Source organism: Flavobacterium sp., from assembly GCF_040402895.1.
Lineage (GTDB): Bacteria > Bacteroidota > Bacteroidia > Flavobacteriales > Flavobacteriaceae > Flavobacterium.
Genome location: NZ_JBBALR010000005.1, coordinates 94,239 through 119,818 on the forward strand (window position 1 = coordinate 94,239; position 25,580 = coordinate 119,818).

The 25,580-nt window shown below is 29.8% G+C and carries 25 protein-coding genes; 18 read left to right on the forward strand and 7 right to left on the reverse strand.

What is annotated here, in order from left to right:
• Window positions 1-90: 90 nt before the first annotated feature.
• From ABWP60_RS06140 to ABWP60_RS06165, 6 genes are all read left to right on the forward strand, one after another.
• A complete protein-coding gene (locus ABWP60_RS06140; protein WP_353150015.1) occupies window positions 91-492 on the forward strand; it encodes a DUF2721 domain-containing protein in 402 nt (133 codons plus the stop codon).
• 38 nt (window positions 493-530) lie between these two features.
• The gene (locus ABWP60_RS06145; RefSeq protein ID WP_353150018.1) at window positions 531-1,427 is read left to right on the forward strand and encodes an EamA family transporter; all 897 of its coding nucleotides are present in this window, start codon (window positions 531-533) and stop codon (window positions 1,425-1,427) included.
• Window positions 1,428-1,475: 48 nt separating this feature from the next.
• A complete protein-coding gene (locus ABWP60_RS06150; RefSeq protein WP_353150021.1) occupies window positions 1,476-2,078 on the forward strand; it encodes an alpha-ketoglutarate-dependent dioxygenase AlkB family protein in 603 nt (200 codons plus the stop codon).
• 98 nt (window positions 2,079-2,176) lie between these two features.
• Window positions 2,177-2,464, forward strand: a complete 288-nt coding sequence (locus tag ABWP60_RS06155) for a TIGR03643 family protein (protein ID WP_353150024.1) — start codon at window positions 2,177-2,179, stop codon at window positions 2,462-2,464.
• Between the two features lie 94 nt (window positions 2,465-2,558).
• Window positions 2,559-4,421: a M61 family metallopeptidase gene (locus ABWP60_RS06160; RefSeq protein ID WP_353150027.1), complete on the forward strand. Its 1,863-nt coding sequence runs from the start codon at window positions 2,559-2,561 to the stop codon at window positions 4,419-4,421.
• Between the two features lie 101 nt (window positions 4,422-4,522).
• Complete coding sequence (locus ABWP60_RS06165) at window positions 4,523-5,242, forward strand: DUF4369 domain-containing protein (protein WP_353150030.1); 720 nt, start codon at window positions 4,523-4,525, stop codon at window positions 5,240-5,242.
• Window positions 5,243-5,290: 48 nt separating this feature from the next.
• Here the strand turns inward: ABWP60_RS06165 and ABWP60_RS06170 are convergent, their stop codons facing one another.
• From ABWP60_RS06170 to ABWP60_RS06195, 6 genes are all read right to left on the reverse strand, one after another.
• Entirely contained in the window at window positions 5,291-6,322 is a 1,032-nt protein-coding gene (locus tag ABWP60_RS06170; RefSeq protein WP_353150033.1) for an endonuclease/exonuclease/phosphatase family protein, read from the reverse strand.
• Window positions 6,323-6,334: 12 nt separating this feature from the next.
• Window positions 6,335-7,165 (reverse strand): rhomboid family intramembrane serine protease, encoded by an 831-nt coding sequence (locus ABWP60_RS06175; protein WP_353150036.1) that lies wholly within the window; start codon window positions 7,163-7,165, stop codon window positions 6,335-6,337.
• Between the two features lie 102 nt (window positions 7,166-7,267).
• Window positions 7,268-8,056 (reverse strand): rhomboid family intramembrane serine protease, encoded by a 789-nt coding sequence (locus ABWP60_RS06180; protein ID WP_353150039.1) that lies wholly within the window; start codon window positions 8,054-8,056, stop codon window positions 7,268-7,270.
• Window positions 8,057-8,058: 2 nt separating this feature from the next.
• Window positions 8,059-9,906, reverse strand: coding sequence for a DNA mismatch repair endonuclease MutL (gene mutL, locus ABWP60_RS06185; RefSeq protein ID WP_353150042.1), 1,848 nt, complete (start codon window positions 9,904-9,906; stop codon window positions 8,059-8,061).
• A gap of 182 nt (window positions 9,907-10,088) precedes the next feature.
• Window positions 10,089-10,577, reverse strand: coding sequence for a 6,7-dimethyl-8-ribityllumazine synthase (ribH, locus tag ABWP60_RS06190; protein ID WP_353150045.1), 489 nt, complete (start codon window positions 10,575-10,577; stop codon window positions 10,089-10,091).
• Window positions 10,577-11,371, reverse strand: a complete 795-nt coding sequence (locus ABWP60_RS06195; protein WP_353150048.1) for a tetratricopeptide repeat protein — start codon at window positions 11,369-11,371, stop codon at window positions 10,577-10,579. The genes ribH and ABWP60_RS06195 overlap by 1 nt, the downstream gene beginning before the upstream one ends.
• Window positions 11,372-11,506: 135 nt before the next feature.
• Here ABWP60_RS06195 and recF point away from each other — a divergent pair, with 135 nt between their 5' ends.
• The 9 genes from recF (at window position 11,507) to ABWP60_RS06240 (ending at window position 21,576) form a co-directional block, all read left to right on the forward strand.
• A complete protein-coding gene (gene recF, locus ABWP60_RS06200) occupies window positions 11,507-12,586 on the forward strand; it encodes a DNA replication/repair protein RecF (RefSeq protein WP_353150051.1) in 1,080 nt (359 codons plus the stop codon).
• A gap of 92 nt (window positions 12,587-12,678) precedes the next feature.
• Window positions 12,679-13,368, forward strand: a complete 690-nt coding sequence (locus ABWP60_RS06205; protein ID WP_353150054.1) for a thioredoxin domain-containing protein — start codon at window positions 12,679-12,681, stop codon at window positions 13,366-13,368.
• A 115-nt stretch (window positions 13,369-13,483) separates the two neighbouring features.
• Window positions 13,484-14,497 (forward strand): UDP-N-acetylmuramate dehydrogenase, encoded by a 1,014-nt coding sequence (murB, locus tag ABWP60_RS06210; protein WP_353150057.1) that lies wholly within the window; start codon window positions 13,484-13,486, stop codon window positions 14,495-14,497.
• A 111-nt stretch (window positions 14,498-14,608) separates the two neighbouring features.
• Window positions 14,609-15,724: a glycosyltransferase gene (locus ABWP60_RS06215; protein WP_353150059.1), complete on the forward strand. Its 1,116-nt coding sequence runs from the start codon at window positions 14,609-14,611 to the stop codon at window positions 15,722-15,724.
• Window positions 15,715-16,278: an RNA polymerase sigma factor gene (locus ABWP60_RS06220; RefSeq protein WP_353150061.1), complete on the forward strand. Its 564-nt coding sequence runs from the start codon at window positions 15,715-15,717 to the stop codon at window positions 16,276-16,278. Before ABWP60_RS06215 ends, ABWP60_RS06220 begins: the two co-directional genes overlap by 10 nt.
• A 98-nt stretch (window positions 16,279-16,376) precedes the next feature.
• Entirely contained in the window at window positions 16,377-17,204 is an 828-nt protein-coding gene (locus ABWP60_RS06225; RefSeq protein ID WP_353150064.1) for an energy transducer TonB, read from the forward strand.
• Between the two features lie 203 nt (window positions 17,205-17,407).
• On the forward strand, window positions 17,408-18,274 hold the full coding sequence (lipA, locus tag ABWP60_RS06230; RefSeq protein WP_091309295.1) for a lipoyl synthase: 867 nt from the start codon (window positions 17,408-17,410) through the stop codon (window positions 18,272-18,274).
• A gap of 87 nt (window positions 18,275-18,361) precedes the next feature.
• Window positions 18,362-19,366, forward strand: coding sequence for a type I glyceraldehyde-3-phosphate dehydrogenase (gene gap / locus ABWP60_RS06235; protein ID WP_353150068.1), 1,005 nt, complete (start codon window positions 18,362-18,364; stop codon window positions 19,364-19,366).
• A 38-nt stretch (window positions 19,367-19,404) separates the two neighbouring features.
• Window positions 19,405-21,576 carry a tetratricopeptide repeat-containing hybrid sensor histidine kinase/response regulator gene (locus ABWP60_RS06240; RefSeq protein ID WP_353150070.1) on the forward strand — a complete coding sequence of 724 codons (2,172 nt, stop codon included), beginning with the start codon at window positions 19,405-19,407 and terminating at the stop codon, window positions 21,574-21,576.
• Here the strand turns inward: ABWP60_RS06240 and lpxK are convergent.
• Window positions 21,568-22,575, reverse strand: a complete 1,008-nt coding sequence (gene lpxK, locus ABWP60_RS06245) for a tetraacyldisaccharide 4'-kinase (RefSeq protein ID WP_353150072.1) — start codon at window positions 22,573-22,575, stop codon at window positions 21,568-21,570. The two genes, ABWP60_RS06240 and lpxK, sit on opposite strands and share 9 nt — an antisense overlap.
• A 125-nt stretch (window positions 22,576-22,700) precedes the next feature.
• On the opposite strand from lpxK, the gene ABWP60_RS06250 reads away from it, so the two are divergent.
• From ABWP60_RS06250 to rluF, 3 genes are all read left to right on the forward strand, one after another.
• Window positions 22,701-23,792, forward strand: coding sequence for a Nif3-like dinuclear metal center hexameric protein (locus ABWP60_RS06250; RefSeq protein ID WP_353150074.1), 1,092 nt, complete (start codon window positions 22,701-22,703; stop codon window positions 23,790-23,792).
• A gap of 4 nt (window positions 23,793-23,796) precedes the next feature.
• Window positions 23,797-24,576, forward strand: a complete 780-nt coding sequence (locus ABWP60_RS06255) for a zinc ribbon domain-containing protein (protein ID WP_353150077.1) — start codon at window positions 23,797-23,799, stop codon at window positions 24,574-24,576.
• Window positions 24,577-24,762: 186 nt separating this feature from the next.
• Window positions 24,763-25,551: a 23S rRNA pseudouridine(2604) synthase RluF gene (gene rluF, locus ABWP60_RS06260; protein WP_353150080.1), complete on the forward strand. Its 789-nt coding sequence runs from the start codon at window positions 24,763-24,765 to the stop codon at window positions 25,549-25,551.
• Window positions 25,552-25,580 lie beyond the last annotated feature (29 nt).

Genomic DNA, 25,580 nt, shown 5'->3' on the forward strand with positions numbered 1-25,580 from the left:
ATTACTTGTAAGACAAAAAAATGAGAAAAAAGTTACACTATATTTTGATAAAAAAGTATCTTTAAACTTTATATTATTAAATTTCAACTAATGAATCTTTCTATTGAAACTCCAGCTTTATTGTTTTCTGCAACATCACTAATTTTATTAGCCTATACCAATAGATTTTTAACTATTGCTCAGATTGTGCGAAGTTTAAAGAAAAACTACGATCAAGAACAAAATAAATCGATTTTAGTGGAGATAAAAAACCTCAACCAAAGAATCACATTAATTAGATACATGCAACTTTTTGGCGTATTGTGTTTGTTTTTATCCGTTTTTGCGATGTTTTTATTGTTTTTAAATTATGAAACTATAGGAATTTATATTTTTGGAATCAGTTTATTATCCTTACTAATTTCATTAGGTATTTCATTTTGGGAAATTAGCATATCCGTAAATGCGCTTCGAATTCATCTTAAAGATTTAGTTGAAGACGAAAAAAAATAAATGGCTAAATTCTAAGTTCCTTTGTAGCGTAAAAAAAAATGAAAAACAATATACTAAATGGCGTCTTCTTAGTAGCATTAGGCGCTACCAGTTATGGCATGTTAGCCACCTTCGTAAAACTAGCATATAAAGATGGTTTTACTACAGCAGAAATAACTTCTTCCCAATTTATCTATGGAATTCTTGGCATGCTTTTAATTAATTTTTTCCAAAAAATTTTCAAGAAAGAAAAAGCAAATATGGCTACATCAAAAAATATTTTGCAACTAATGATTGCGGGAACTTCATTAGGAATGACAAGTGTTTTTTATTATTTGTGTGTAAAATATATAGACGTTTCCATTGCTATTGTGCTCCTTATGCAAACCGTTTGGATGGGCGTCTTATTAGAATGGATTTTAGATAAAAAACGACCTTCAACTCAAAAGATAATTTCAGTAGGCATAGTTTTAATTGGAACTTTTTTGGCCACAAAATTATATGAATTTACTTTTCAATTAGATTGGAGGGGAATTATTTGGGGAATTTTAGCTGCAGTATCATTCACCACAACCATGTTTACGGCAAATAAAGTAGCTTTAGAAATTTCTTCTGTACAACGAAGTTTATTTATGCTTTTAGGTGGCGCGGTAGTTGTATTTGCTTTTTCGGCATTTACACAAGTTGGTGCTTTAAACTTTGAAATTTTCAAAAATTACGGCTTGTTTTTAGCGCTTTTTGGAACGATTATACCGCCTTTATTACTAAATGCAGGTTTTCCAAAAACAGGTTTGGGCTTAGGAAGTATAGTAGCTTCTTTAGAATTACCGGTTTCTGTACTAATGGCTTTCCTAATTTTAAATGAAAAAGTTGTCGTTTGGCAATGGTGTGGCATACTATTTATTATTTTAGCTATTATTATAATGAATCTTAATTTTTCAAAAAAGGTATACTAATATCAAAAAAATAACAATAAATTAGCGGTGAAATCCATCGCTTTTTTTATGTTTGAATTATTTAACAAAGAACCCATTTATTTAAATTTACCCGATGCGGAGTTTATTTATTATCCAAATTTTTTCTCTAAAGAAAATGCCGATTTATTTTTTGAAACCCTATCTAAAGAAATAGCTTGGCAACAAGATGATATTACCATTTTTGGAAAAAAAATAGCCCAACCCAGATTAACAGCTCTTTATGGAAATGACGGAAAATCCTACGGATATTCAAATATTGTTATGCATCCACATCCACTTAATACCACACTTACCTTCATAAAAGATGAAGTTGAAAACACTATAAATGAACACTTTACAACCATTTTATTAAATTTATATAGAAACGAAAAGGACAGCAACGGCTGGCATGCCGATAATGAAAAAGAATTAGGTATAGACCCTATTATCGCATCCGTAAGCTTTGGAGAAGCAAGAATGTTTCAAATAAAACACAATACAAAAAAAGAAGTCAAGCAGACTTTATTATTAGAACATGGTAGTTTATTGATAATGAAAAATGGCGCTCAATTACATTATAAACATCAAATTCCAAAAGCCACTAAACCAAAAAATCCAAGAATAAATTTAACTTTCAGAAAAATTATTTAAAAAAAACAATAATTTTTTGCTTCAAAATATTTTTTTTATTAATATTGAATAATGAATTAAAATAAGATAGAATAATTAACAAATTATGCTTTTCACTAATGAAAAAAAGTAAAAAGATCGAATTAAATTACGAAGATACAGAACGTGTAATTAGCATGGCTCAAGAGGAAAAAAAGCCCTTTGAAGTAATTAAAGTAGAATTTGGCATTTCCGAAAGTGAAGTAACGGAGATTATGCGAAAAAAACTTTCTAAAGACAATTTTGAACTTTGGAAAAAGAAAGTTGCTGCAGGAAAACCCAAACCAAAAGCATTTAAAACCAATGTTTTAGAAGACGACATTGACGATTTAGATAGCAAATATTATTTTAAAAATAAATTTGATTAATAAAATCCTGTCTGATACTCTAATCACGACAGGATTTTTTTTGTAACAATTTTATGCTTTTTACTACATATTCCATATGAAAAATAAAATGAAAATGAAAAAAATAGTACTTACCCTTAGTTGCGCCATTTTTTTAATGAGTTGCAAAACGTCTAACGTTACTAAGGCAACAAAAAATGACGTATCTGTTAGTATCGATTTAGTAAATGTAACTGACGATAAAGTAAAAGTTACAATAATTAATCCAACAATAACAACTGAAACTACCACATTTAATATTCCAAAAATTGTTCCAGGAACCTATTCGGAAGACAATTATGGAAGATATGTAGACAATGTTAAAGCTTTTGACCAAAAAGGAAAATCTTTAAAAATCGCTAAAATAGACGAGAATTCATATACGATTTTTGAAGCAACCAAATTGGCCAAAGTAACTTATTATGTTAGTGACACGTTTGATACAGAAGGCGGAGCCGGTTTTGGAGAAAGTGAAGATATATTTTCACCTGCTGGAACAAACATTAAAGCTGGAGAAAATTTTATGCTTAACACACATGGTTTTGTAGGCTATTTTGAAGGAAAATCTGAAATCCCTTACTCGGTAGAAGTAAAACACCCTGCAACTTTATGGGGTGCGACTTCATTAGTTGATACCAATCCAAGTAATGAAGTAGATGTTTTTAACGCAGAAAGATATGGCGCTTTAGTGGACAATCCTATAATGTATTCTAAACCAGATTATACGGAGTTTAATGTTGAAGGAATGGATATTGTAATCAGTGTTTATTCTCCAAATGGAAAATACAAAGCGGCTGATATTACTCCAGAAACTGAAAAGTTCATGAGAGCTCAAAAAAAATTCTTAGGTAAATTTAACGCCAATAAAAAATATACCGTTTTGTTATATCTTTCAGATATGGCCGCAAAAGACGCGAAAGGATTTGGAGCTTTGGAACATATGACGTCAACAACTGTTGTAATGCCAGAAATGATGCCTTTAGAAGCGCTACAAGAGCAATTAAAAGATGTGGTTTCACATGAATTTTTTCATATTGTAACACCATTAAGTGTACATTCAAGAGAAATTCATTATTTTGATTTCAACAAACCTCAAATGTCAGAACATTTATGGATGTATGAAGGAATTACCGAATATTTCGCAAATTTATTTCAAGTAAATCAAGGCTTAATTTCTGAAGAAGATTTCTACAAAAGAATGAATGGAAAAATTGAAGAAGCAAATGCAATGAATGACAAAATGAGTTTTACAAAAATGAGTAAAAACGTTTTGGAACAACCTTATAAAGACCAATACTTAAATGTATATCAAAAAGGAGCTTTAATTGCTATGTGTATTGATATTCAAATGAGAGAATTAAGCAATGGACAAAGAGGAATTCTTAGTTTAATGCAAGATTTATCTAATGAATTTGGAAGCAACAAACCATTTAAAGATGAAGAATTATTTGCAACAATTACTCGAATTACCTATCCGCAAATTGGAGAATTTTTAAATACCTACGTGGCTGGTGAAACACCAATTCCTTACGAAATATTTTTTGCTAAAATGGGTGTTACAAAAGGAAAAACGATGGCAACAGGAAATCCTTTTCTGAAAGACGGAAGAATGCCATTAATTACAGTTGATAGAGCTACAAAACAAATTAAAGCCCTAGAAGATGTTAGCAATAATATTTTTATGACTACTTTAGGAATTCAAGGTAATGATGTTTTAAAAGCATTTAATGACAAAGAATATAATTTAGATACTGTTTACGATTTACTTATGTCAAGTGAATCTTGGAAAGACGGTGATGCTATTTCAGTAACTGTGACTAGAGATGGTAAAGACTTAGTTTTAAAAGGTAAAATTAATTTGCCTAAAGAAGAAAAATCAGGTTATATAGCGACCGATAAAACAAAAGAAGCCATCAAAAATGCTTGGTTAAAAGGCTAATTAAATTGGAATAACTAATTTAAAATCCTCAAATTACTATTAATTTGAGGATTTTTTTATTTTCTTTGCACTTCAAATAAATTGAAAATAACACCTTTTAAATGAAAAAAATAGTTACAATACTTTTAGTTACCATTTTAGTAGCTTGTAGTAAAACAGAAAGCAATAAACCTGGGAATTTAGAAATATCTGGAAGTATAGAAGGTTTAAAAAAAGGAAAACTATACATTCATAAGCTTAATGATTCCAATTTAGTATTTTTAGATAGTATAATTATCTCTGGGAAGTCTAATTTTGAAACCAAATTTCAATTAGATGAACCTCAAATGTTATATTTATCTTTAGATAGAGGAACTACCGAATCTATTGACAATAGTATTCAGTTTTTTGCAGAACCAGGTAAAATGAAAATAGAAACTACATTGCAAGGCTTTTATGCCAATGCAAAAATTACAGGTTCAGAAAATCAAAAAGTGTATGAAAAATTCTTAAAAATTAAGTCGAAGTTAAATGACGAAAAATTAGAATTATTAGAAAAAGAATTAAAAAACAAAACCGCAAAAAATGCAACTGTAACAGAAGAAATTCAAAACAAACGCGATAAATTAACCATCAGAAAATATTTATATACGGCTAATTTTGCATTAATTAATCCAAAATATGAAGTGTCGCCTTATATCGCTTTAAGTGAAATTCCAGATGCGAATATTAAATTATTAGACACAATCAATAAAATGTTAGTTCCAAAGGTTGCAAAATCTAAATATGGAAAACGTTTAAAGGAATGGATAATGGAAAGAAAAAAAGCAGAAGAAAAATAAAGTAATTTATAATATCATTCTGACTTTTAAATAAATATGATTTGGATATTATTTAATTTCTAATCTTGAAATTAAAGGAAAATGATCGCTGTTATAAAAATCATTTAAAGTTTCAAAACTTTTTATTTGAATGGTTTTATCTAAAAAAATATAGTCAATTCTAGCTGGATAATATTTAAAATTATAGGTTTTTCCAAATCCTTCTCCATTTGATTCGAAAGCGTCTTGCATAGTTCCTTTTATGGTTCTGTATACGAAAGAGAAGGCACTATTATTCATGTCGCCACAAATAATTTTTTTGTATTTACAACTACCATAATGCTTTTTTAAGAGTGAGGCTTGTACCTCTTGTTTCGTAAAGGCATCGCTAATTTTTCTAAAAATATACTTGGTTTTAGATTCATTCATTTTCTGAATTTCCTCTTCTTCAATATCGGTGCTAATTTTTATGGATTGCAAGTGCATACTATAAATTCGCAACGTATCATTCCCTTTTATAATATCGGTATAAACCACATTATTTGTAGAATTTGGAAAATTAATAACGCCTTTATCAATAATTTTAAACTTAGAAAAAATAGCATTTCCTACGATAATATTTTTACCTTCTTTGAAAACATGTTGGTATTTATAATTCGAAAATTTTGTTTTTTCTAAATTCGAATACTCTTGAATACACAAAATATCTGGATTTTTTTCGCTTACCAATTCAGCTATTTTGGTAGGAATATTCGCTTTTTTGTACCAATTAAATTTATTGAACAAACGAACATTATAACTCATAATAGTAAACTCTTTTTCTGAATTTGGCAATTCGGTTGGTTTTAAATTATAAAACTTATTTATAAATGTAATTCCTAAAAGCAACACCAATCCAGACACAAAAATATATTTTTTGAATTGGATCAACCAATACATAAAAAACAATATATTCACTACCAAGAAAAAAGGTAAAAACAAACTTAACACACTCAAAAAAGGGAACCATTTAGGTGCTAAAAACGGCAATAAATAAGCCATTAATGTAATAATAGCAACTACTACATTAAAAAACAACATGGTTTTTGAAATAAATGACATTTTTTTTAGCATCTATTTATTGGCTGCAAAAAGAAATTCTTTTTCTTCTTTGGTTAAACTTTCATATCCCGATTTACTAATTTTTTCGAGTATTTCATCAATTTGTCTTTGTTTGAAATTTACATCCGATACACGAACAGATTGATACTTTTTTATGGGCTTGTTTTTATAAACTTTTTTAAATGTACTGTTTTTTTTCTTTTTTATTGAAAAAACAGCACTTATATCGATTCCTTTTTTCATCAACACTGCAAAAACAAAACCGACCACACTGCCAGACAAATGTGCAATATGACCACCTGTGTTTTCAGTTAATAATTGTGCGACATCTATAAAAATATAGAATACTGCAATATGCCAAATTTTCAAATATCCAATTAAAGGTAATCGTAACGAATAATTTGGAGCATAGGTAGCAACAGATATAAAAAGAGCCATTATAGATGCACTGGCACCAACTATTAAATTAGAATAATTAAAAAAATATCCGTACCCTACAAAAATTAAACCTGCAAAAAAACTACCAAAAAAGTAAACGGTTAAAAACTGTCTGGTTGTAAAAAAAGTATAAAACAAGGTACTTATGTAATACAAAAAAATCAAATTAAATAATAAATGAATTGGTTCAGAATGCAAAAACCCATAAGTAATTAATGTCCACGGAAACCATAAAACATCTTTATAATTAGAAGACAAAGCCAACCAATTTGGATATTGAAACTGATTTGAAACAAAACTAAAACACAAAGCACATATAAGAAACACCAGAATATTAATAAAAATTAACTTTTGGGACACATCACTGTTTTTATAATGTTGTTTTATTTCGTTTAGAAAATTCATTTATTTTATCGTTTTGACTTTTTGTCTTTTTATTAACCATATAAGTCATATAAGGAAGTATAAGAATATGACTTTTCAACTTTTGACTTTTGACTTTTCTACCTAATTCCACCTAGTATGCGTAAACTTATTGTTTCTCCAAAGCATCATTAAGATAAAACCTGTTAATGCACCACCAATGTGGGCAAAATGAGCAATATTTCCACCGCCTGAAAAAATTGAAAAACCAGTTACGCCTGAAAACAAATCTAAACCTACAATAATTGGTACAAAAAACTTTGCTTTAATTGGCACAGGAATAAACATCATCATTAATTCAGCCATAGGAAACATAAAAGCAAATGCTACTAATAAACCATAAATGGCACCCGAAGCACCTACACAACTACCATAAATTAAAGATAATTTGTCGAATTGTGTTTGTGTGCAATTCACATTATTTAAAATTTGACTAACCTTTCCTGTTGATTGACCTGCGGAATTAAACACATCACTTAAAGGCGTATCAAAAATTACTTTCATATCTTGAGCAGACAGCCCTAATTCGTTAATAACTTGATGAATTTCATAATAATTCATACCTGTTTGAACAAAAGCGGCACCTAAACCACATGCAAAGTAAAAAAACAAAAACTTTTTTCCACCCCAAAAATGTTCTAAAGCCGAACCAAAAGAAACCAATGCAAACATATTAAATAAAATATGCATGAAATTTGGCATAGGCGCATGCATAAACATGTGTGTGAAAGGTTGCCAAAATCGGAACTTTTCACTTTCGAAATAAAATAAGGATAACGTTTCGTAATTTTGAGGCATAGCCTGACTCAATATAAAAACCAAAACATTTATTATTAATAGTTGCTTTACAACCGGTGTCATATTATTAAACATACTTAAAATCTTTTATCTAAATCTTCTGTGGTTAATGTAATAAAAATAGGTTTTTGAAACGGTGAAACATTGGGCTCTTTACAAGCAAATAAACCATTTACAATATTTTCTAATTCAATAGTGTTCAGATATTTTCCCGATTTTATCGCCACACTTTTTGCCATAAATTTAGAAATACTATCACTTAATGAAAAACTATCTTCTGGAACATTTTCTTGTAAATTATAAATCAAGTCATGTAAAATCTCCGTTATATTTGATTCTGAAATTTGAGCGGGTAAACCCGAAATAATTAACACATCTACTCCCATTTTTTCAAAAGCAAAGCCAATACCTTCTAAATTGGGTTGAATTTCTTTTAAATACAGCATCTCATCTCTTGAAAACTTAATTTCTAAAGGGAAGAGTAACTGCTGACTTGAGGCTTGATGAATAGTAATATTCGTTAAAAATTGTTCATATAAAATACGTTGATGCGCTCTATTTTGATGAATAACTAATAATCCTGATTTGATACTATTAATTATATATTTTCTATTGAATTGATATAGTAATGTATGACTTTCTGTAGGCTTATCATCAAATAATTTACTAGTTACTAAATCGGTCTCAAAAGTATCCAATGAAACCTCACTCGCATCTTGCTTCAAATTGGTATATAAACTCTCCCAATTGGGTTGTGCTTGTGTGTTTTTTGTATATGAAACAGACGGGGCTGAATATTTTTTAGTTTCGTTTTCCGTTTCAAAAGGATTAAACGAACGATCCACCTGTATAGTTGGTGTACCTAATGTTTTATCTTTATAATCATACGGAACATCTAAGTTAGCATCCCTCTCAAAATCCAATATTGGTGCTACATTAAACATACCTAAACTATGCTTCACTGTCGCACGTAAAATGGCATATAACGCTTGTTCATCGTCAAACTTAACTTCTGTTTTAGTGGGATGAATGTTGATGTCAATTGTGTGTGGCGGGACTTCTAAAAACAAGAAATAACTGGGTTGATTATTATCTCGTAATAAACCATCATAAGCATTCATGATAGCATGATGCAAAAATGGACTTCTTATAAATCTATTATTCACCAGAAAAAATTGCTCTGATCTGTTTTTCTTGGCAAATTCGGGCTTTCCAACAAAACCAGTAATTTTCAAAATTTCAGTTTCTTCCGTTACAGGAACTAATTTTTCATTTGTTTTCCCTCCGAAAATATTTACAATTCGCTGACGATAATTCGAGCTTGGCAAATTAAATACTTCACTTCCATTACTAATCATAGTAAAGCTAATTGCAGGATGAGCCAAAGCTACACGTTCAAACTCGTCAATAATATGTTTTAATTCGATATTATCCGATTTTAAAAAATTTCTACGAGCAGGAATATTAAAAAATAAATTTTTTACTAAAAATGATGTGCCTTTTGGCAAAACAGCTACATCTTGTGTAATTACTTTACTCCCTTCAATGATGATATGAATACCTAATTCTTCTTGAGCTTGTTTGGTTTTTAATTCTACGTGAGCGACTGCTGAAATGGACGCTAATGCTTCACCTCGAAATCCTTTTGTATGTATGGCAAACAAATCTTCCGCATGACGAATTTTTGAAGTCGCATGACGCTCAAAACACAACCGTGCATCGGTAACATTCATTCCTAAGCCATTGTCAATAACCTGAATAAGCGTTTTCCCAGCATCTTTAACGATAAGTTTGATTTCGGTTGCCTTTGCATCAACAGCGTTTTCAACCAACTCTTTAACCACAGAAGCTGGTCGTTGCACCACTTCTCCAGCAGCAATTTGATTGGCTACATGATCAGGTAATAATTGAATAATTCCAGACATTAATCTGTTTTGGTTTTTATTTTGGTTATGTTACAAATTTAAGAAATTAAAAACGTATTATTATATCTCAAAAAATACAAATTTGTAAAAGTTAATAACAAAATAATTCTGTGAAAAATAAAAAATCACAGATTACTATGAATAGAAACCTGTGATTTTTATTTTAATTAACTTTGTAAAGTTTAATATCGTTTATTTAAATCTATCATTTTAATTGCAGCAATTGCCGCTTCAATCCCTTTATTTCCATGTTTACCTCCACTTCTATCGATAGATTGTTGCATAGTATTATCTGTTAAAACACAAAAAATAGTAGGCACATCGTACAATAAATTTAAATCTTTCATACCTTGGGTTACGCCTTCGCAAACAAATTCAAAATGCATGGTTTCGCCTTTAATCACGCAACCGATAACGATTACGGCATCTAACTCCAATTTTTCATGCATTTGTCGGGCACCAAAAATCAGTTCAAAACTTCCTGGAACGTTCCAACGATTTATATTTTCCGGCAATGCCCCACAATCTGTTAATGCTGCAAAAACACCATTATACAAACCTTCTGTAACGTTTTCATTCCATTCTGAAACAACAATCCCAAACCGAAAATCTTTCGCGTTTGGGATTGTGTTTTTATCGTATTGAGATAAATTTTTATTTTCGGTTGCCATTATTTTTCCAATGAAGCAATTAAAATATCTACTGAACTTCCTTCTTGTGAAGTTTCGTATTTTTCTTTTATCGTTTTTAAATAACCTAAAGCTTCATCATTTCTCTTTAAAACAATTGCCATATTAGCTGCCTTTAATAAAAATCTTGGCGTCACAAAATCATTTTCATCAACATTAGCTGCTTCAACATATAATTTCAAAGCCTCTTCATTATTATTTAATTCTGCATTTGCGTCCCCTTTTGCACCGATAGCCAAAGCATGTAAATTTAATTCTTTAGTTGAAAAATTATCTAAATGTTCTATTGCTTTTTTGAAGTCTTTCAAATGCAAACAAGCCATACCTGCAGAATATTCTGCTAAATTAGCTGCTTTTGTACCTGAATATTCAGAAATAATTCCTTCAAAACCTAATTTACCTTCACCACCTTTTAAAGACAATTTAAATAAAGAATCTTGTTTTTCTGTAGCGTCAACCGCTTTTTGAAAATACATTTGTGCCTGATTCATTTCTTTAAATGCTTCTTCTTGACTTGGAGTAGCAATAAATTTATCATATAAAATATATCCTAAAGTAGCAATTGCAACTGCTGCAATTACTCCTAAAATCGCTTTTTGATTTTTTATAACCCACTCTTCTGTTTTATTTGCGGTTTCATCTAACGTATTAAAAACGCCAGCAGTTGTGCTTTCACTTTCATTTACGTTAATTTCATCAACACTTGTGTCAAATGCTGGATCTTTTTCTACTTCAGGTTTTGGTGATTTATAACCTCTTTTATTATATGTTGCCATTGAACTAAAATTTTATTAGAAGTGCAAAAATATACTTTTTATTTAAATTTAAAAGTTCTTTTATTTATATTTTTAAAAATTGAACTTACATTTGTACTCGAAAGTGTAATTTTTGACACTTTTTATCAAAAAAACGTGATTTTAAAAAAACTATCTTTACTTAATTATAAGAATATTGCCGAAAATTCTTTTGAATTTGAAAGCAAAATAAATGCTATTGTGGGAAAAAACGGTATTGGAAAAACAACAATTTTAGATGCAATTTATCATTTAGCGGTTGGTAAAAGTTATTTTAATCCGCTTTCAACACAAAATATAAAACACGGTGAAGAGTTTTTTGTAATTGACGGGGTTTTTGAAAAAGAAAATCGTACCGAACAAATTATTTGTAGTTACAAAAAAGCACAAAAGAAAATTTTAAAACGCAACGGAAAAATATACGAAAAATTTTCAGAACATATTGGATTAATACCAATTGTGATTATCTCGCCAAGCGATACAGATTTGATTATTGAAGGAAGCGAAACCCGAAGAAAATTTATTGATACTGTAATTTCTACTTTTGATACTTCTTATTTAAACACATTAATAAACTACCAGAAAACGTTACAACAACGTAATGCTTTACTAAAGTATTTTGCATTAAATCAGGTTTTTGATGCAGACAATTTGAATATTTACAACGAACAATTATCGGAATTTGGACAACTAATTTTTACCAAGAGAAATGATTTTTTAGAAAAATTCATTCCTGTTTTTCAAGAATTATATGAAGTTATTTCAGAAAATGCTGAAAAAGTAACTGTTGAATACGAAAGTCAACTTCATGAAGACAATTTGGAGAACTTACTAATTCAAAATCTTCAAAAAGACAGAATTACGCAATATACCACTTGCGGGATTCATAAAGATGATGTGCTATTTAATATTTCCGGTTTTCCTGTAAAAAAATTCGGATCACAAGGACAACAAAAATCATTTTTAATTGCATTGAAATTAGCGCAGTTTGATTTCATTAAAAAACACACAAAAACATTGCCGATTTTACTTTTTGATGATATCTTTGACAAGTTAGATGCGTTTAGAGTGCAACAAATTGTAAATATGGTAAACAATGATGTATTTGGACAAATTTTTATTTCTGACACACATCCTGAACGAACCGAAAACATCATAAAACAGACGCATAAAAGCTATAAAATATTTAATATTTAGATTTTTATTAGATATTTTAGACTTCTAGATTAGTAGACTTTTAGACGTTAAAAAATCAACAAAAAACAAATAAACAATATAATTTTTATAAAATGAAAAATTTAAAATCAATTATCGCAACAGCAATTATTAGCTTATCAATTAGTTGCACCAATAGTCAAAACTTTAAAAGTGTAGATGCAGCAGCATTTAAAGCTACCATAATAAAAACCGACGACGCACAAATTTTAGATGTTAGAACACCTGGAGAATATGCTAATGGAAAAATTGCAGACGCTAAAAATGCCGATTGGAATGGTGGGGATTTTGATGCACAAGTAGCTAATTTAGACAAAACAAAACCCGTTTTTGTATATTGCTTAAGTGGCGGGAGAAGCAAAAAAGCAGCCAATCATTTAGTAGAATTAGGTTTTAAAAACATTATCGAATTAGATGGCGGTTATATGGCTTGGGAAAAAGCAAACCCAAAAACCAATGCCTATTGGTCAGGAATGACGCAAGAAGCGTACAACAAATTACTGATTTCAGAAAAAACGGTTGTAATTGATTTTTATGCTGAATGGTGTGGACCTTGTAAAAAAATGGGACCGTATTTAGATAAAATCAGTAAAGAAATGGCGGAAAATGTTATTATTCACAGAATTGATGCTGATAAAAACAAATCGTTATTTAACGCATTAGGCTACCAAGGTTTACCAGTAATTATTGTAATTAAAAACGGAAAGCAAACGTTCTTTAAAAACGAGTTTGTTAGCGAAGAGGAATTGAGAAAAGTTTTATAAAAACTAAATAAAATGTGACTTCGAGAACCTCAGACACCAGTTAGCTTAGTTTCTCAATTACAAAACCAAAATTAAAATCACTTTTAATTATTTACTAATTACCATTCACTCAAATATGAATATCGTACAACAACAATCGTTAAAAAAATACAACACCTTTGGCATTGAAGCGTTTGCAACGGAGTTTTGCGAAGTGAATTCAATTACCGACATAGCAAGTGTATTAAAAGAAAATCAACAGAAAAAACTGTTTATTTTAGGCGGTGGAAGCAATATGCTTTTAACTCAGAATGTTGATGCTTTCGTGATTCACATCAATAATAAAGGCATTGAAGTGGTTGATGAAAATGACGATTTTGTTTGGGTAAAAGCTAATGCTGGCGAAGTTTGGCACGAATTTGTTCAGTTTTGCATACAAAAAAATTATGGTGGGATTGAAAATTTATCATTAATTCCAGGAAATGTTGGCGCAACGCCAATTCAGAATATTGGTGCGTATGGCGTAGAAATTAAAGACACCTTTGTTTCGTGTGAAGCAATGAAAATTGACACCCAAGAAATTATCACTTTTGATAAAGCAGCTTGTAAATTTGGCTATCGAGAAAGTGTTTTTAAAGCCGAATTAAAAAACCAATATGTGATTGTTTCGGTTGTTTTTAAACTTACAAAAAAGAATCACAAACTAAATACGTCTTATGGTGCGATTGATGTAGAATTAGAAAATATGGGCATCAAAAACCCAACCATTCAAGACGTTAGTAAAGCTGTAATCGCCATTCGTGAAAGTAAATTACCCAATCCGAAAGAATTAGGGAATAGCGGAAGTTTCTTTAAAAATCCGATTGTTCCGATTGAAGTTTACGAAAAAGCCAAAGCGAATTATCCAGATATGCCACATTATCCAGTTTCAGAAACACATGTGAAAGTGCCTGCGGGTTGGTTAATTGAGCAAGCTGGTTTTAAAGGTAAGCGTTTTGGAGATGCTGGAATTCATACCAAACAAGCTTTAGTTTTAGTGAATTACGGAAATGCAACAGGAAATGAAATTTGGAACGTGGCGCAAAATATCCAAAAAACTATTTTGGAAAAATACGGGGTTAGTATTGAAGCTGAAGTGAATGTGATTTAATTTACGAATTACGATTTGAGATTTATAAATTTTATTTACAATTTACACGTAAAAATTAAACTTGAATCTTTAAACAAATAAGCCTAAATTTGCACAACTTTTAAAAAATACATGGAAACAACATTATTTATACTTTTTATTGCATTTTTAGTTTTTTTTGGCATTCAATTTGTTTACCAATCGTTTGTTTTCAGTCGTTTTTCGTTTGTTAAACCTAAGAAAGAAACGCCAAAAAGCGTACCTGTTTCAGTACTTGTTTGGGCAAAAAACGAATATGAAAATTTAGTAATACAACTTCCTATTTTAGTTTCTCAAAAGTATCCAAATTACGAATTAGTACTTATTGATGATGCTTCTAATGACGAAACATTAGACTTATTTGAAGAATATGAAAAGCAATATCCTTTTGTTAAATTAGTTAAAGTAAAAAACAATGAAGCTTTTTGGGGAAACAAAAAATTCGCATTAACCTTAGGCATAAAAGCAGCAAAAAATGAATATTTATTATTTACAGATGCGAATTGCAATGTAATCTCTGAGGATTGGATAGTAGAAATGACCTCGCATTTTTCATTCAAAAAAACTATCGTTTTAGGATATGGTGCCTTTAATAAAATTAAAGGTTCTTTATTAAATAAAATAATTCGCTTTGACGGTGTTATTTCTGCCATACAGTACTTTTCTTGGGCAAAAACAGGAAAACCTTATATGGGAATTGGAAGAAATTTAGCATATAAAAAATCGGAATTTTTCAACGTAAACGGATTTATCAATCACATTCGAGTTCGTTCTGGAGAAGATGATTTATTTATTAACGAAGCTGCAAATGCAAGCAATACAACCATTTGTTATAGTCCAAATAGTTTTACCTATTCTGAACCAAAAACTACTTATAAAGCTTGGTTAAATCAGAAAAGAAAGGAAACCTCAACCAAAAAACATTACAAGATTTTTGACAAAATGCAACTTGCACTCTATTTCATTGCACAAATATTTTGTATTGTTTTGGCCATAATTTTACTATCTTTCCAATATAATTGGATTATTGTATCAAGTGTTATTGGTTTTAGATACATTTTTAACTGGATAGTTTTTGGTTTTGGCGCAGCCAAATTAAAAGAAAAAGATATTATTTTTTGGTATCCAATTTTTGAAATAATTTTAATCATAACTCAAATACGAGTAGCTTTTACCAATTTGATACACAAACCCGAACATTGGAAGTAAAACAAGAAAAAATAGGTATAAACATTCAAAAAGCAAAACTTGGCGATCAAGTGGCTTTTACTTTTCTTCTAGATTTTTATTGGAATGAAGTGTACGGATATATGCTAAAACGTACTGAAAATGAAACGGACACAGAAGATATCGTAATAGAAACATTTGCTAAAGCATTTGATAAAATAAGTACATACAACCCTGAATTTGGATTTAATACTTGGTTAATTGCTATTGCTAAAAATGCTCATATTGATTTACTTCGCAAAAAAAAGTCTACGTTGTTTTTAGAAATCACGAGTGAAGAAAATGGCTTAGCCAATCAAGTTTTAGACAGTACACCAACTATCGAAGATAAGTTAATTACTGAACAAAACTTATCGCAATTACTACTACAAATTAAGCAATTAAAACCTGCCTATCAAGAAGTTATTCAATTACGCTACTTTCAAGAAATGAGTTATCAAGATATGGCAGAACAATTGAACGAACCGCTAAACAATATTAAAATAAAACTGCTTCGCGCTAAAAAATTATTAGCAGAAATTATTAGCAAAAAATAATAATAATTCAACTTTTTACTTCAAAAACAGGTTTTTTGGCACGATTATTTCATATAGTTTAAATTATACACAAGTTGTAACCTTTAAAACTATATATTATGTCAAACTTCAATGTACAAAACGAAAATTGGTTAGAAATAGCTTTCGAACACCGAAACAAAGCGTATGGCGCTTACCAATTAAGAAAAGAAAGCGATGCAACTACCATAAAAGCCATGCTTCTAACTTTTGGATTTATTGCTTTTGGAATTGGGTTGTTTTCCTTTACAACTCCTGAAATTAAATCTGAAGATGTTATAAATTGCCCTATCACACCTCTAGAAAAATTAACGCTAGTTAGAATAACGCCACAAATAGAACCTAAATCTGTTATTAAAAAAGGAACCGATAAGCCAAAATTAAATATAACTCCTAATAAAGTCCCACCAGTTGTTGTAGCTAGAACAGAAGTAAAACCTATTGTGGAACCCATAAATCCAGATTACACTACACCCTTCAATCCAAATGGAAGTGAAAATGGGAATCCGGGACCAATTGGAAATCCGTTAGGCAATTCTACTACTCCAAGTACAACAAACACGCAAGGAAGTGGAACTGGCACTAGTGTATATAAAGGCGTATTGGGTACAGAAGCAAGTTTTCCTGGGGGAATTAACAAGTTCAGAACTTTTATTGCTGAAAATTATAAAGTTCCAAATTCTTTCGATCAAGAAGTTTTATTTATTGAAATGGTTTTTGTAATTGAAAAAGATGGATCCATGACCGATATCCGAATGGTAAGTAAAGGAGATAAAGCATTAGAAAAAGAAGCGATAAGAGTGTTAACATCAATGAAAAAGAAATGGACACCAGGCCGTGTTAATGGCGAAGTGGTAAGAAGCGAAAAAAGACTTCCAATTCAAATTAATCTACTTGAAACAGAATAAAAATAGTTATATTTTCTTGTAATTTTCAAAACCATATAATACGTTTATTATGTGGTTTTTTTTTGAAAATATTTCAAAAAACAGAGTAAAACAAAATAATTAAACAAAAGTTAGCATTATGTTACAATTGAAAAATAAGACTTTAAAAAAGGAATTAATTTTATTGCGTTTTGTATATTTGCAGTAGATTTTATATTCAAATTATGGCAACAGAAAGCGTATTTCCTCCTACACCAAAACCTAAATGGCTTCGTGTAAAATTACCAGTTGGACAAAAATATACGGAACTTAGAGGTTTAGTTGACAAGTACAAATTAAATACCATTTGCGCTTCTGGTAGTTGTCCAAATATGGGAGAATGCTGGGGTGAAGGAACAGCGACATTTATGATTTTAGGAAACATTTGTACTCGTTCTTGTGGGTTTTGTGGAGTTAAAACAGGTCGCCCTGAAAATGTAGATTGGGAAGAACCAGAAAAAGTAGCCCGTTCTATTAAAATTATGAATATTAAGCATGCTGTAATTACAAGTGTTGATCGAGACGATTTAAAAGATATGGGAACCATTATCTGGGCGGAAACCGTAAAAGCCATCAGAAGAATGAATCCGAAAACTACCTTAGAAACACTAATTCCGGATTTTCAAGGAAGTGAAAAACATTTAGATAAAATTATAGAAGTAGCACCCGAAGTAGTTTCTCATAATATCGAAACAGTACGAAGATTAACTCGTGAAGTACGTATTCAAGCAAAATACGATAAAAGTTTAGCGGTTTTAAAATATTTAAAAGAGCAAGGTTTAAACCGAACTAAATCTGGAATCATGCTTGGATTAGGCGAAACAGAAGAAGAAGTGATTCAAACTTTACACGATTTAAAAGACGCAAAAGTTGATGTGGTAACTATTGGTCAATATTTACAACCAAGTAAAAAACATTTGCCTGTAAAAGAATTCATCACACCTGAACAATTTGAGAAATACGAAAAAATCGGTAAAGAATTAGGTTTTATTCATGTAGAAAGCGGCCCGTTAGTTCGTTCTTCATATCATGCTGAGAAACATATTCATTAAAATAGTTGATTCGGTTATTTGTTTTTTGTTTAGAAGTAGCCCCTTTTAACATACAATCGAATTAACAAATAAACAAACAAACTAAAAATGAAAATACGTGTCGCTATAAATGGTTTTGGAAGAATTGGAAGAAATGTTTTCCGATTATTACTCGACCATCCCCAAATAGATATTGTAGCAATAAATGACATTGCAGACATCAAAACCATGTGTCATTTATTAAAATATGATAGCATTCACGGTGTTTTACCACATTCTATTTCCACCGAAAATGAAACGTTATTACTTGACGATTTACAATTTCAATTTTTCCACGAAAGTGATATTTCTAAATTACCTTGGAAAAATCTAAATATCGATTTAGTGATTGAGTCTACAGGAAAATTTAAAACTACAGAAACCGCTGGCTTACATATTTTAGCTGGAGCGAAAAAAGTAATTTTATCCGCGCCTCCCGAAGATGAAAAAATCAAAACAGTAGTTTTAGGTGTTAATGAACATATTTTAGATGGCTCGGAAACAGTTATTTCAAACGCAAGCTGCACTACAAATAACGCCGCTCCAATGCTTAAAATAATTCAAGAATTGTGTGGTATTGAACAAGCTTATATAACAACTGTTCACTCCTACACTACCGACCAAAGCTTACACGACCAACCACATAAAGATTTAAGACGTGCGCGAGGTGCTTCGCAATCTATAATTCCAACTACAACGGGTGCTGCAAAAGCAATAACAAAAATTTTTCCAGAATTGAATGGAAAAATTGGCGGATGTGGCATTCGAGTTCCTGTTCCGGATGGATCATTAACAGATATTACTTTTAATGTAAACAAAAAAGTTACTATTGAAGAAATTAATTTAGCCTTTAAAAATGCCGCTGAAAACGAATTGAAAAATATTTTAGCCTATACAGAAGATCCAATTGTTTCCGTAGATATTATTGGCAATAAAAATTCATGTGTATTTGATGCGCAACTAACTTCCGTAATTGACAAAATGGTTAAAATAGTGGGTTGGTATGATAATGAAATTGGATATTCTTCGCGTATTATTGATTTAATTCTTTTTTTATCAAAAAATAATGATTAATTTTAACATTATTAAATTCATATTTTGAATACTAAATAATGAAAAAACTCTTTTTTCTTATTACTCTTTTTTCTCTATTTACTTTTTCTCAAACTAAGAAAAACAAAACGGATAGTATCAGCTATTTTCTAGAATTAGCCAACTATTCTTTTGAAGAAAAATACAACTCTAAAGATGCCATAAAGTATGTTCAGAAAGCAATTGAATATTCAAAATTGTATAAAAACAATGAAAAATTATATGATTGTTACTATTTTTTAGGAAGTATCTATTTAGAAAACAACAACTATAATGAAGCAATAATAAACTTAATAAAATGTTCTAATTACTTTGAAATCAATCAAATAAACTCTTCTAAAGTAGCAAAAACTAATTATGCATTAGGAACTTTATATTTAGAAAAAAGAAATTTTAAAATCGCCAAATTATATTTCAACAAATCCTATTCCATTTACAACAAAATCAGCTCTAATAATACATTGGTGTTAATTGAACTTCAAAAAGGATTAACTTTAAAAGCTAATAATAAATTAGAAGAAGCGATTATTGTATTTAATAATATCGCCAATAAGAGTAGAGATGTAGAACCAAGTAAAATTGAAGCTCTTTATCAGCTTAGCAAAATTTATTTCTCGCAAGAAGACTACGAAAAAGCATTAGATTTTTCTAAAAGAGCTTTGAAATTGGTGGAAAATAATACTGTTGGCATTTCAAAAAAGAAAATTTTAAATAATCTTATTTTGATAAGTGAAAAGCAAGAAGATTATAAATTATCTAATTTTTATTTAAAAGAATTTTTAACCTTAAATGAGTTTAAAAACAACTCTAGTCTTTCTAATACAGACTTACTAATCAACAAAAAAGAGCACGACAATCAATTAGAAATAGTTGAGAAACTTGAAAAAGAAAAAAACGAACAATTAAAAGCTATTCGATTTAACAAGCTAATCAGTATAATGAGTATTGTATTAATTGCTATTTTATCATTATTGAGTTTTTCTTTATATAAAAACAACAAAATAAGAACGGTTACAAATAAACTTTTACAAGAAAAAAACGAAGAATTGACCGATCAAAAAGAAAAAGCAGAGCTCGCCTCGAATGCCCGATCTGAGTTTTTATCTACGGTAAGTCATGAGTTACGAACACCTTTAAATGCTATAAATGGAATTACACATTTACTTTTGCAAGAAAATCCAAAATCAACGCAATTAAATTATTTAAAATCGCTAGAGTTTTCCGGAAATTATCTTTTAAGTTTTATTAACGACATATTAGAAATTAACCGACTAGAATCAAATACAATTCAAATTGAAAAAATTAATTTCAATTTAGAAAAATTAATTCAAAATATTCGCGAATCGTTCAATGGGTTTATAGAACAAAATAATATTGATTTTAAATTAGATTTAGATTTAGAAAACCACAAAAATTTACTTGGCGATCCAACAAAATTATCTCAGATTTTAATAAATTTAATCAATAATTCCATCAAATTTACCAAAAACGGCAAGGTAACGCTTTCCGTAAAAACAATAAAAGAAGTTGAAGATACAGTAACGTTAAATTTCGTAATTCAAGATAATGGTATAGGAATACCAGAAGACAAAATTGCAAACATTTTTGATAGTTTCTCTCAAGGTTCTGTAGAAATAAACAGAACATATGGCGGAACTGGTTTAGGACTTTCAATTGTCAAAAAGATTATTGAATTATTAGGTAGTGAAATCCATTTAGAAAGTAAAGAAAACGAAGGGACTAAACTGTATTTCGATTTAAATTTTGGGAAGTCTAACGCAGAAATTATCTTAAACCATGAAAACAAGAAAGTTACTTCATATGTAAACTTAAAAAATAAAACCGTTTTATTGGTTGAAGACAACAAAATCAACCAAATGATTACTAAAAAAATGGTCGAAAACAAAGGTATGATTTGCAGTATTATTGATAATGGAGAAGATGCTATTGTAGCTATGCAAAATAACACCTTTGATTTGGTTTTAATGGATGTACACTTAACAGGAATTAACGGAACAGAAGCTACTGCGGAAATTAGAAAATTTGATAAAACTACACCGATTATAGCATTAACCGCAATTTCTTTAAACGAAAATAGAGAAATGTTACTTTCTTTCGGCATGAATGAAGTAATTACTAAACCTTTTAATCCAGATTATTTCTATACTGTAATTAGTGAATTTTTAGTTTAATTTTTTTACCCAACTAGTAAGTGTCGAATCAAATTTTTCTTTTTCTGAGATAAATTTGGTTTGTATAGGCAAATAAAATAAGTTACTCCCGTTTATTTTTCCGTTTAAGCGCATAAAATCTTTTTCTGTAGTCACTATAATTTTATCTTTTGAAAGTTCATTTAATTCTAAAATTTCCACTTCTGAAAAATTATGATGGTCGGGATAAATCATAACTTTATCGTTACCTGAATTTAAATAATCAATAAAATATTTTGGTTTAGCAATTCCGCAAAGAATTACTTTTTCTATTGTTTTAATTTCAGAAACTTCTATACTGTTTAAAGAGCTATAAACATTAGTATCATAATCAATTGAAGTAAAAAAAACGGGTACACTTACGTTTAATTTTAGTTTTACTTTATCTTTGTTTTTTTCTGTAATATTTTGAGGACATTTCGTTACAACAATTATGTTGGCGCGCTTTTTACCAATGGCACTTTCCCGCAAATTTCCATAAGGCAAAATAAAATCATCTGAAAACAAATCGTCATATGCTGTTAATAAAATATAAAAACCTGCTTTAACTTTTCTATGCTGAAACGCATCGTCTAACAAAATAATATCTGGATTGCTATTCGAAATTAAGTTTTCAATTCCAATTTGTCTGTCTTCACAAACGGCAACAGCAATATCTTTAAATTTTGTATGAATTTGATACGACTCGTCACCTAATTCGGCAGCAGAAACAATATCATTTGCCGACACAAAACCTTTTGTACTTCGTTTGTATCCACGACTTAAAACAGCAATTTTATAAGTATCTTTTAATAATCGAATGATATATTCTGTTTGAGGCGTTTTACCTGTACCTCCTGCGCTTAAATTTCCTATTGCAATAATCGGTAAATCATATGATTTTGAAGTAAAAATACCTAAATCGTATAGCCAATTTCTAATAAAAGTGATTAACCAATAGAAACCCCCAAGTGGAAAAAGTAATTTTCTTAAAAAAACCATAGTTAGTTATCTAAATTATCACCTACAAAAGTACAAAAATCGCATGAATTAAATTTCAAGTAAATTATATTTAAAATCAATTGCATTTTTTATCTTTGAAAAATACAAAATTACTAAAATATAAAATGCAATTATCTGAAATCACAAAACATCTAGAGCAATTAGCTCCTTTAGCTTATGCTGAAGATTTTGACAATGTTGGGCTGTTAGTTGGTCATACAAATGACATTACTGGAATTTTGGTTTGTCATGATGCTTTAGAAGAAGTTATAGATGAAGCCATTTCCAAAAAATGTAATTTAGTAGTTTGCTTCCATCCTATTTTGTTTTCAGGATTAAAAAAAATAACTGGAAAAAATTATGTCGAACGAGCGATTATCAAAGCCTTAAAAAATGATATTGCCATTTATGCTGTTCATACTGCATTAGATAATCATCAAAATGGAGTGAATAAAATTTTCTGTGATGCGCTAGGTTTAACGAAAACTAAAGTTCTAATTCCCAAACAAAATTTCATTTATAAATTAGTTACATATACTAAACCTGAAAACGAAAACCAAGTCAAACAAGCCTTATTTGAGGCAGGTGCTGGTAGTATTGGAAATTATGATAATTGTAGTTTCGTTTCTTCTGGAATTGGCTCTTTCATGGGTAATGAAAACAGCAATCCAATAATAGGTGAAAAACATGTTTTACAAAATGAAGACGAAATTAAAATCGAAGTAACTTTTGAAAAACAGTTACAAAATACTATTTTGCGTGCCCTCTTTTCAAATCATATGTACGAAGAAGTGGCCTATGAAATTTACAAAACTGAAAATGAACACCAAAATATTGGCTTAGGTATGATTGGCGAATTAGAACAGCCCATGAAACCCATCGACTTTTTACAATTTGTGAAAGAAAAAATGGAATGTGGAGGCATTCGTCATAGTCAATTTTCAACAACTCCAATCAAGAAAGTAGCAGTTTTAGGTGGAAGTGGAAGTTTTGCTATAAAAAATGCCATTGCAGCTGGAGCAGATGCTTTTTTAACCGCTGATTTAAAATATCATCAGTTCTATGAAGCTGAAAACAAGCTGCTTTTAGCGGATATTGGACATTTTGAAAGCGAAAGATATACAAAAAATTATATTGTTGACTTTCTTAAAGAAAAAATCACTAATTTTGCAATCATTTTATCAGAATTAAATACAAATCCCGTTAAATATTTTTAACAATATGGCAAATACAAAAGAACTAAGCGTAGAAGAAAAGTTAAGAGCAATTTATGCTTTACAATTAATTGATTCTAAAATTGACGAAATTAGAAACGTAAGAGGAGAATTACCTTTAGAAGTGGAAGATTTAGAAGATGAAGTAGCTGGATTATCTAAACGTTTAGAGAAATTAAACGACGATTTAAAGAACATTGATAATCAAGCAAAAGAAAAAAAGAACAATATTGATGACCATATGGCAGCAATAAAAAAATATACGGAGCAACAAAAAAATGTGCGAAATAATAGAGAATTTAATTCTTTATCAAAAGAAATTGAATTTCAAGAATTAGAAATTCAATTAGCTGAAAAGCAAATTAAAGAAATGAAAGTTACTTTAGAAAACAAAAAAGAAATTGTTAATCAAACTAAAGACAAACTGGATAGTAAGCAAAATCACTTAAAACATAAAAAAGCAGAATTAAGTGATATTATGGCAGAAACAGAAAAAGACGAAAACTTTTTAATCGAAAAATCTAATGATTTTAGAGGAAAAATTGAAGCGCGTTTATTAGCGGCTTACGACAGAATTAGAAATAGTGTTGTAAATGGTTTAGCAGTTGTTTCTATCGAACGTGGCGCCTCTGCAGGTTCTTTCTTTACCATTCCACCACAAACTCAAATGGAAATTGCTGGTAGAAAGAAAATCTTAACAGATGAACATAGTGGTCGTATTTTAGTTGATAGTATTTTAGCTGATGAAGAAAGAGAAAAAATGGCGAAAATTTTTGCCAAAATGTAATAGTATTAGTCGAAAGTTTAAAGGCTAAGGTCTAAAATTCGAAATATTAGACTTTTACTCCATATAAAAACCAAATTAAAAATTCCAAACTCCAAGTTTTAAATTTGGAATTTGGAATTTTTTTTATTGGAATTTTAAACAAAATAAACCTCACAAACATTTAAACTAAAATACTACCTTTGTCTAATGGAAGAACAATTCGTACGCATAAATAAATATTTGTCAGAATCAGGATTTTGCTCTCGTAGAGAAGCCGATCGATTATTGGAAGAAGGCAGAATCACCATCAACGGAAACGTACCAGAATTAGGCACCAAAGTAGCTCCAGGAGACGAAGTTCGTGTGAATGGCGAATTAGTGACCAACGCCAATAAAAAACCTATTTATTTGTCTTTTCACAAACCTGCAGGAATTGAGTGTACAACTAATGTAAACATTCCAGACAATATTGTAGATTACATCAATTATCCCGAACGTGTTTTTCCTATTGGAAGATTAGACAAAGCCAGTGAAGGATTAATATTTATGACCAATGATGGCGATATTGTAAACAAAATTTTACGCGCCAGAAACAACCACGAAAAAGAATATATAGTTACCGTTGATAAACCAATTACGGAAACGTTCATTAAGCAAATGAGTAATGGCTTGCCTATTTTAGATACCATTACCAAAAAATGTAAGGTAGAAAAAATGAGTCAGTTTGTATTTAAAATTGTTTTAACACAAGGTTTAAATAGACAAATTCGTCGTATGTGTGAATATTTAGATTACGAAGTAACTTCTTTGAAACGAATCCGAATTATCAATATCACTTTAGATGTTCCTGTTGGTAAATACCGCCCGCTAACAGACAAAGAAATCGTAGAATTAAATACACTGATTGAACCGTCGAGTAAAACAGAAGACGCCAGTATTTTGAGAGAGAAGAAAACCAATTACGGAAGCCGAAATTACGATAAGCGAAATAGATAATTTTTTTTATGCGTTCCCTTTCAGGTCGT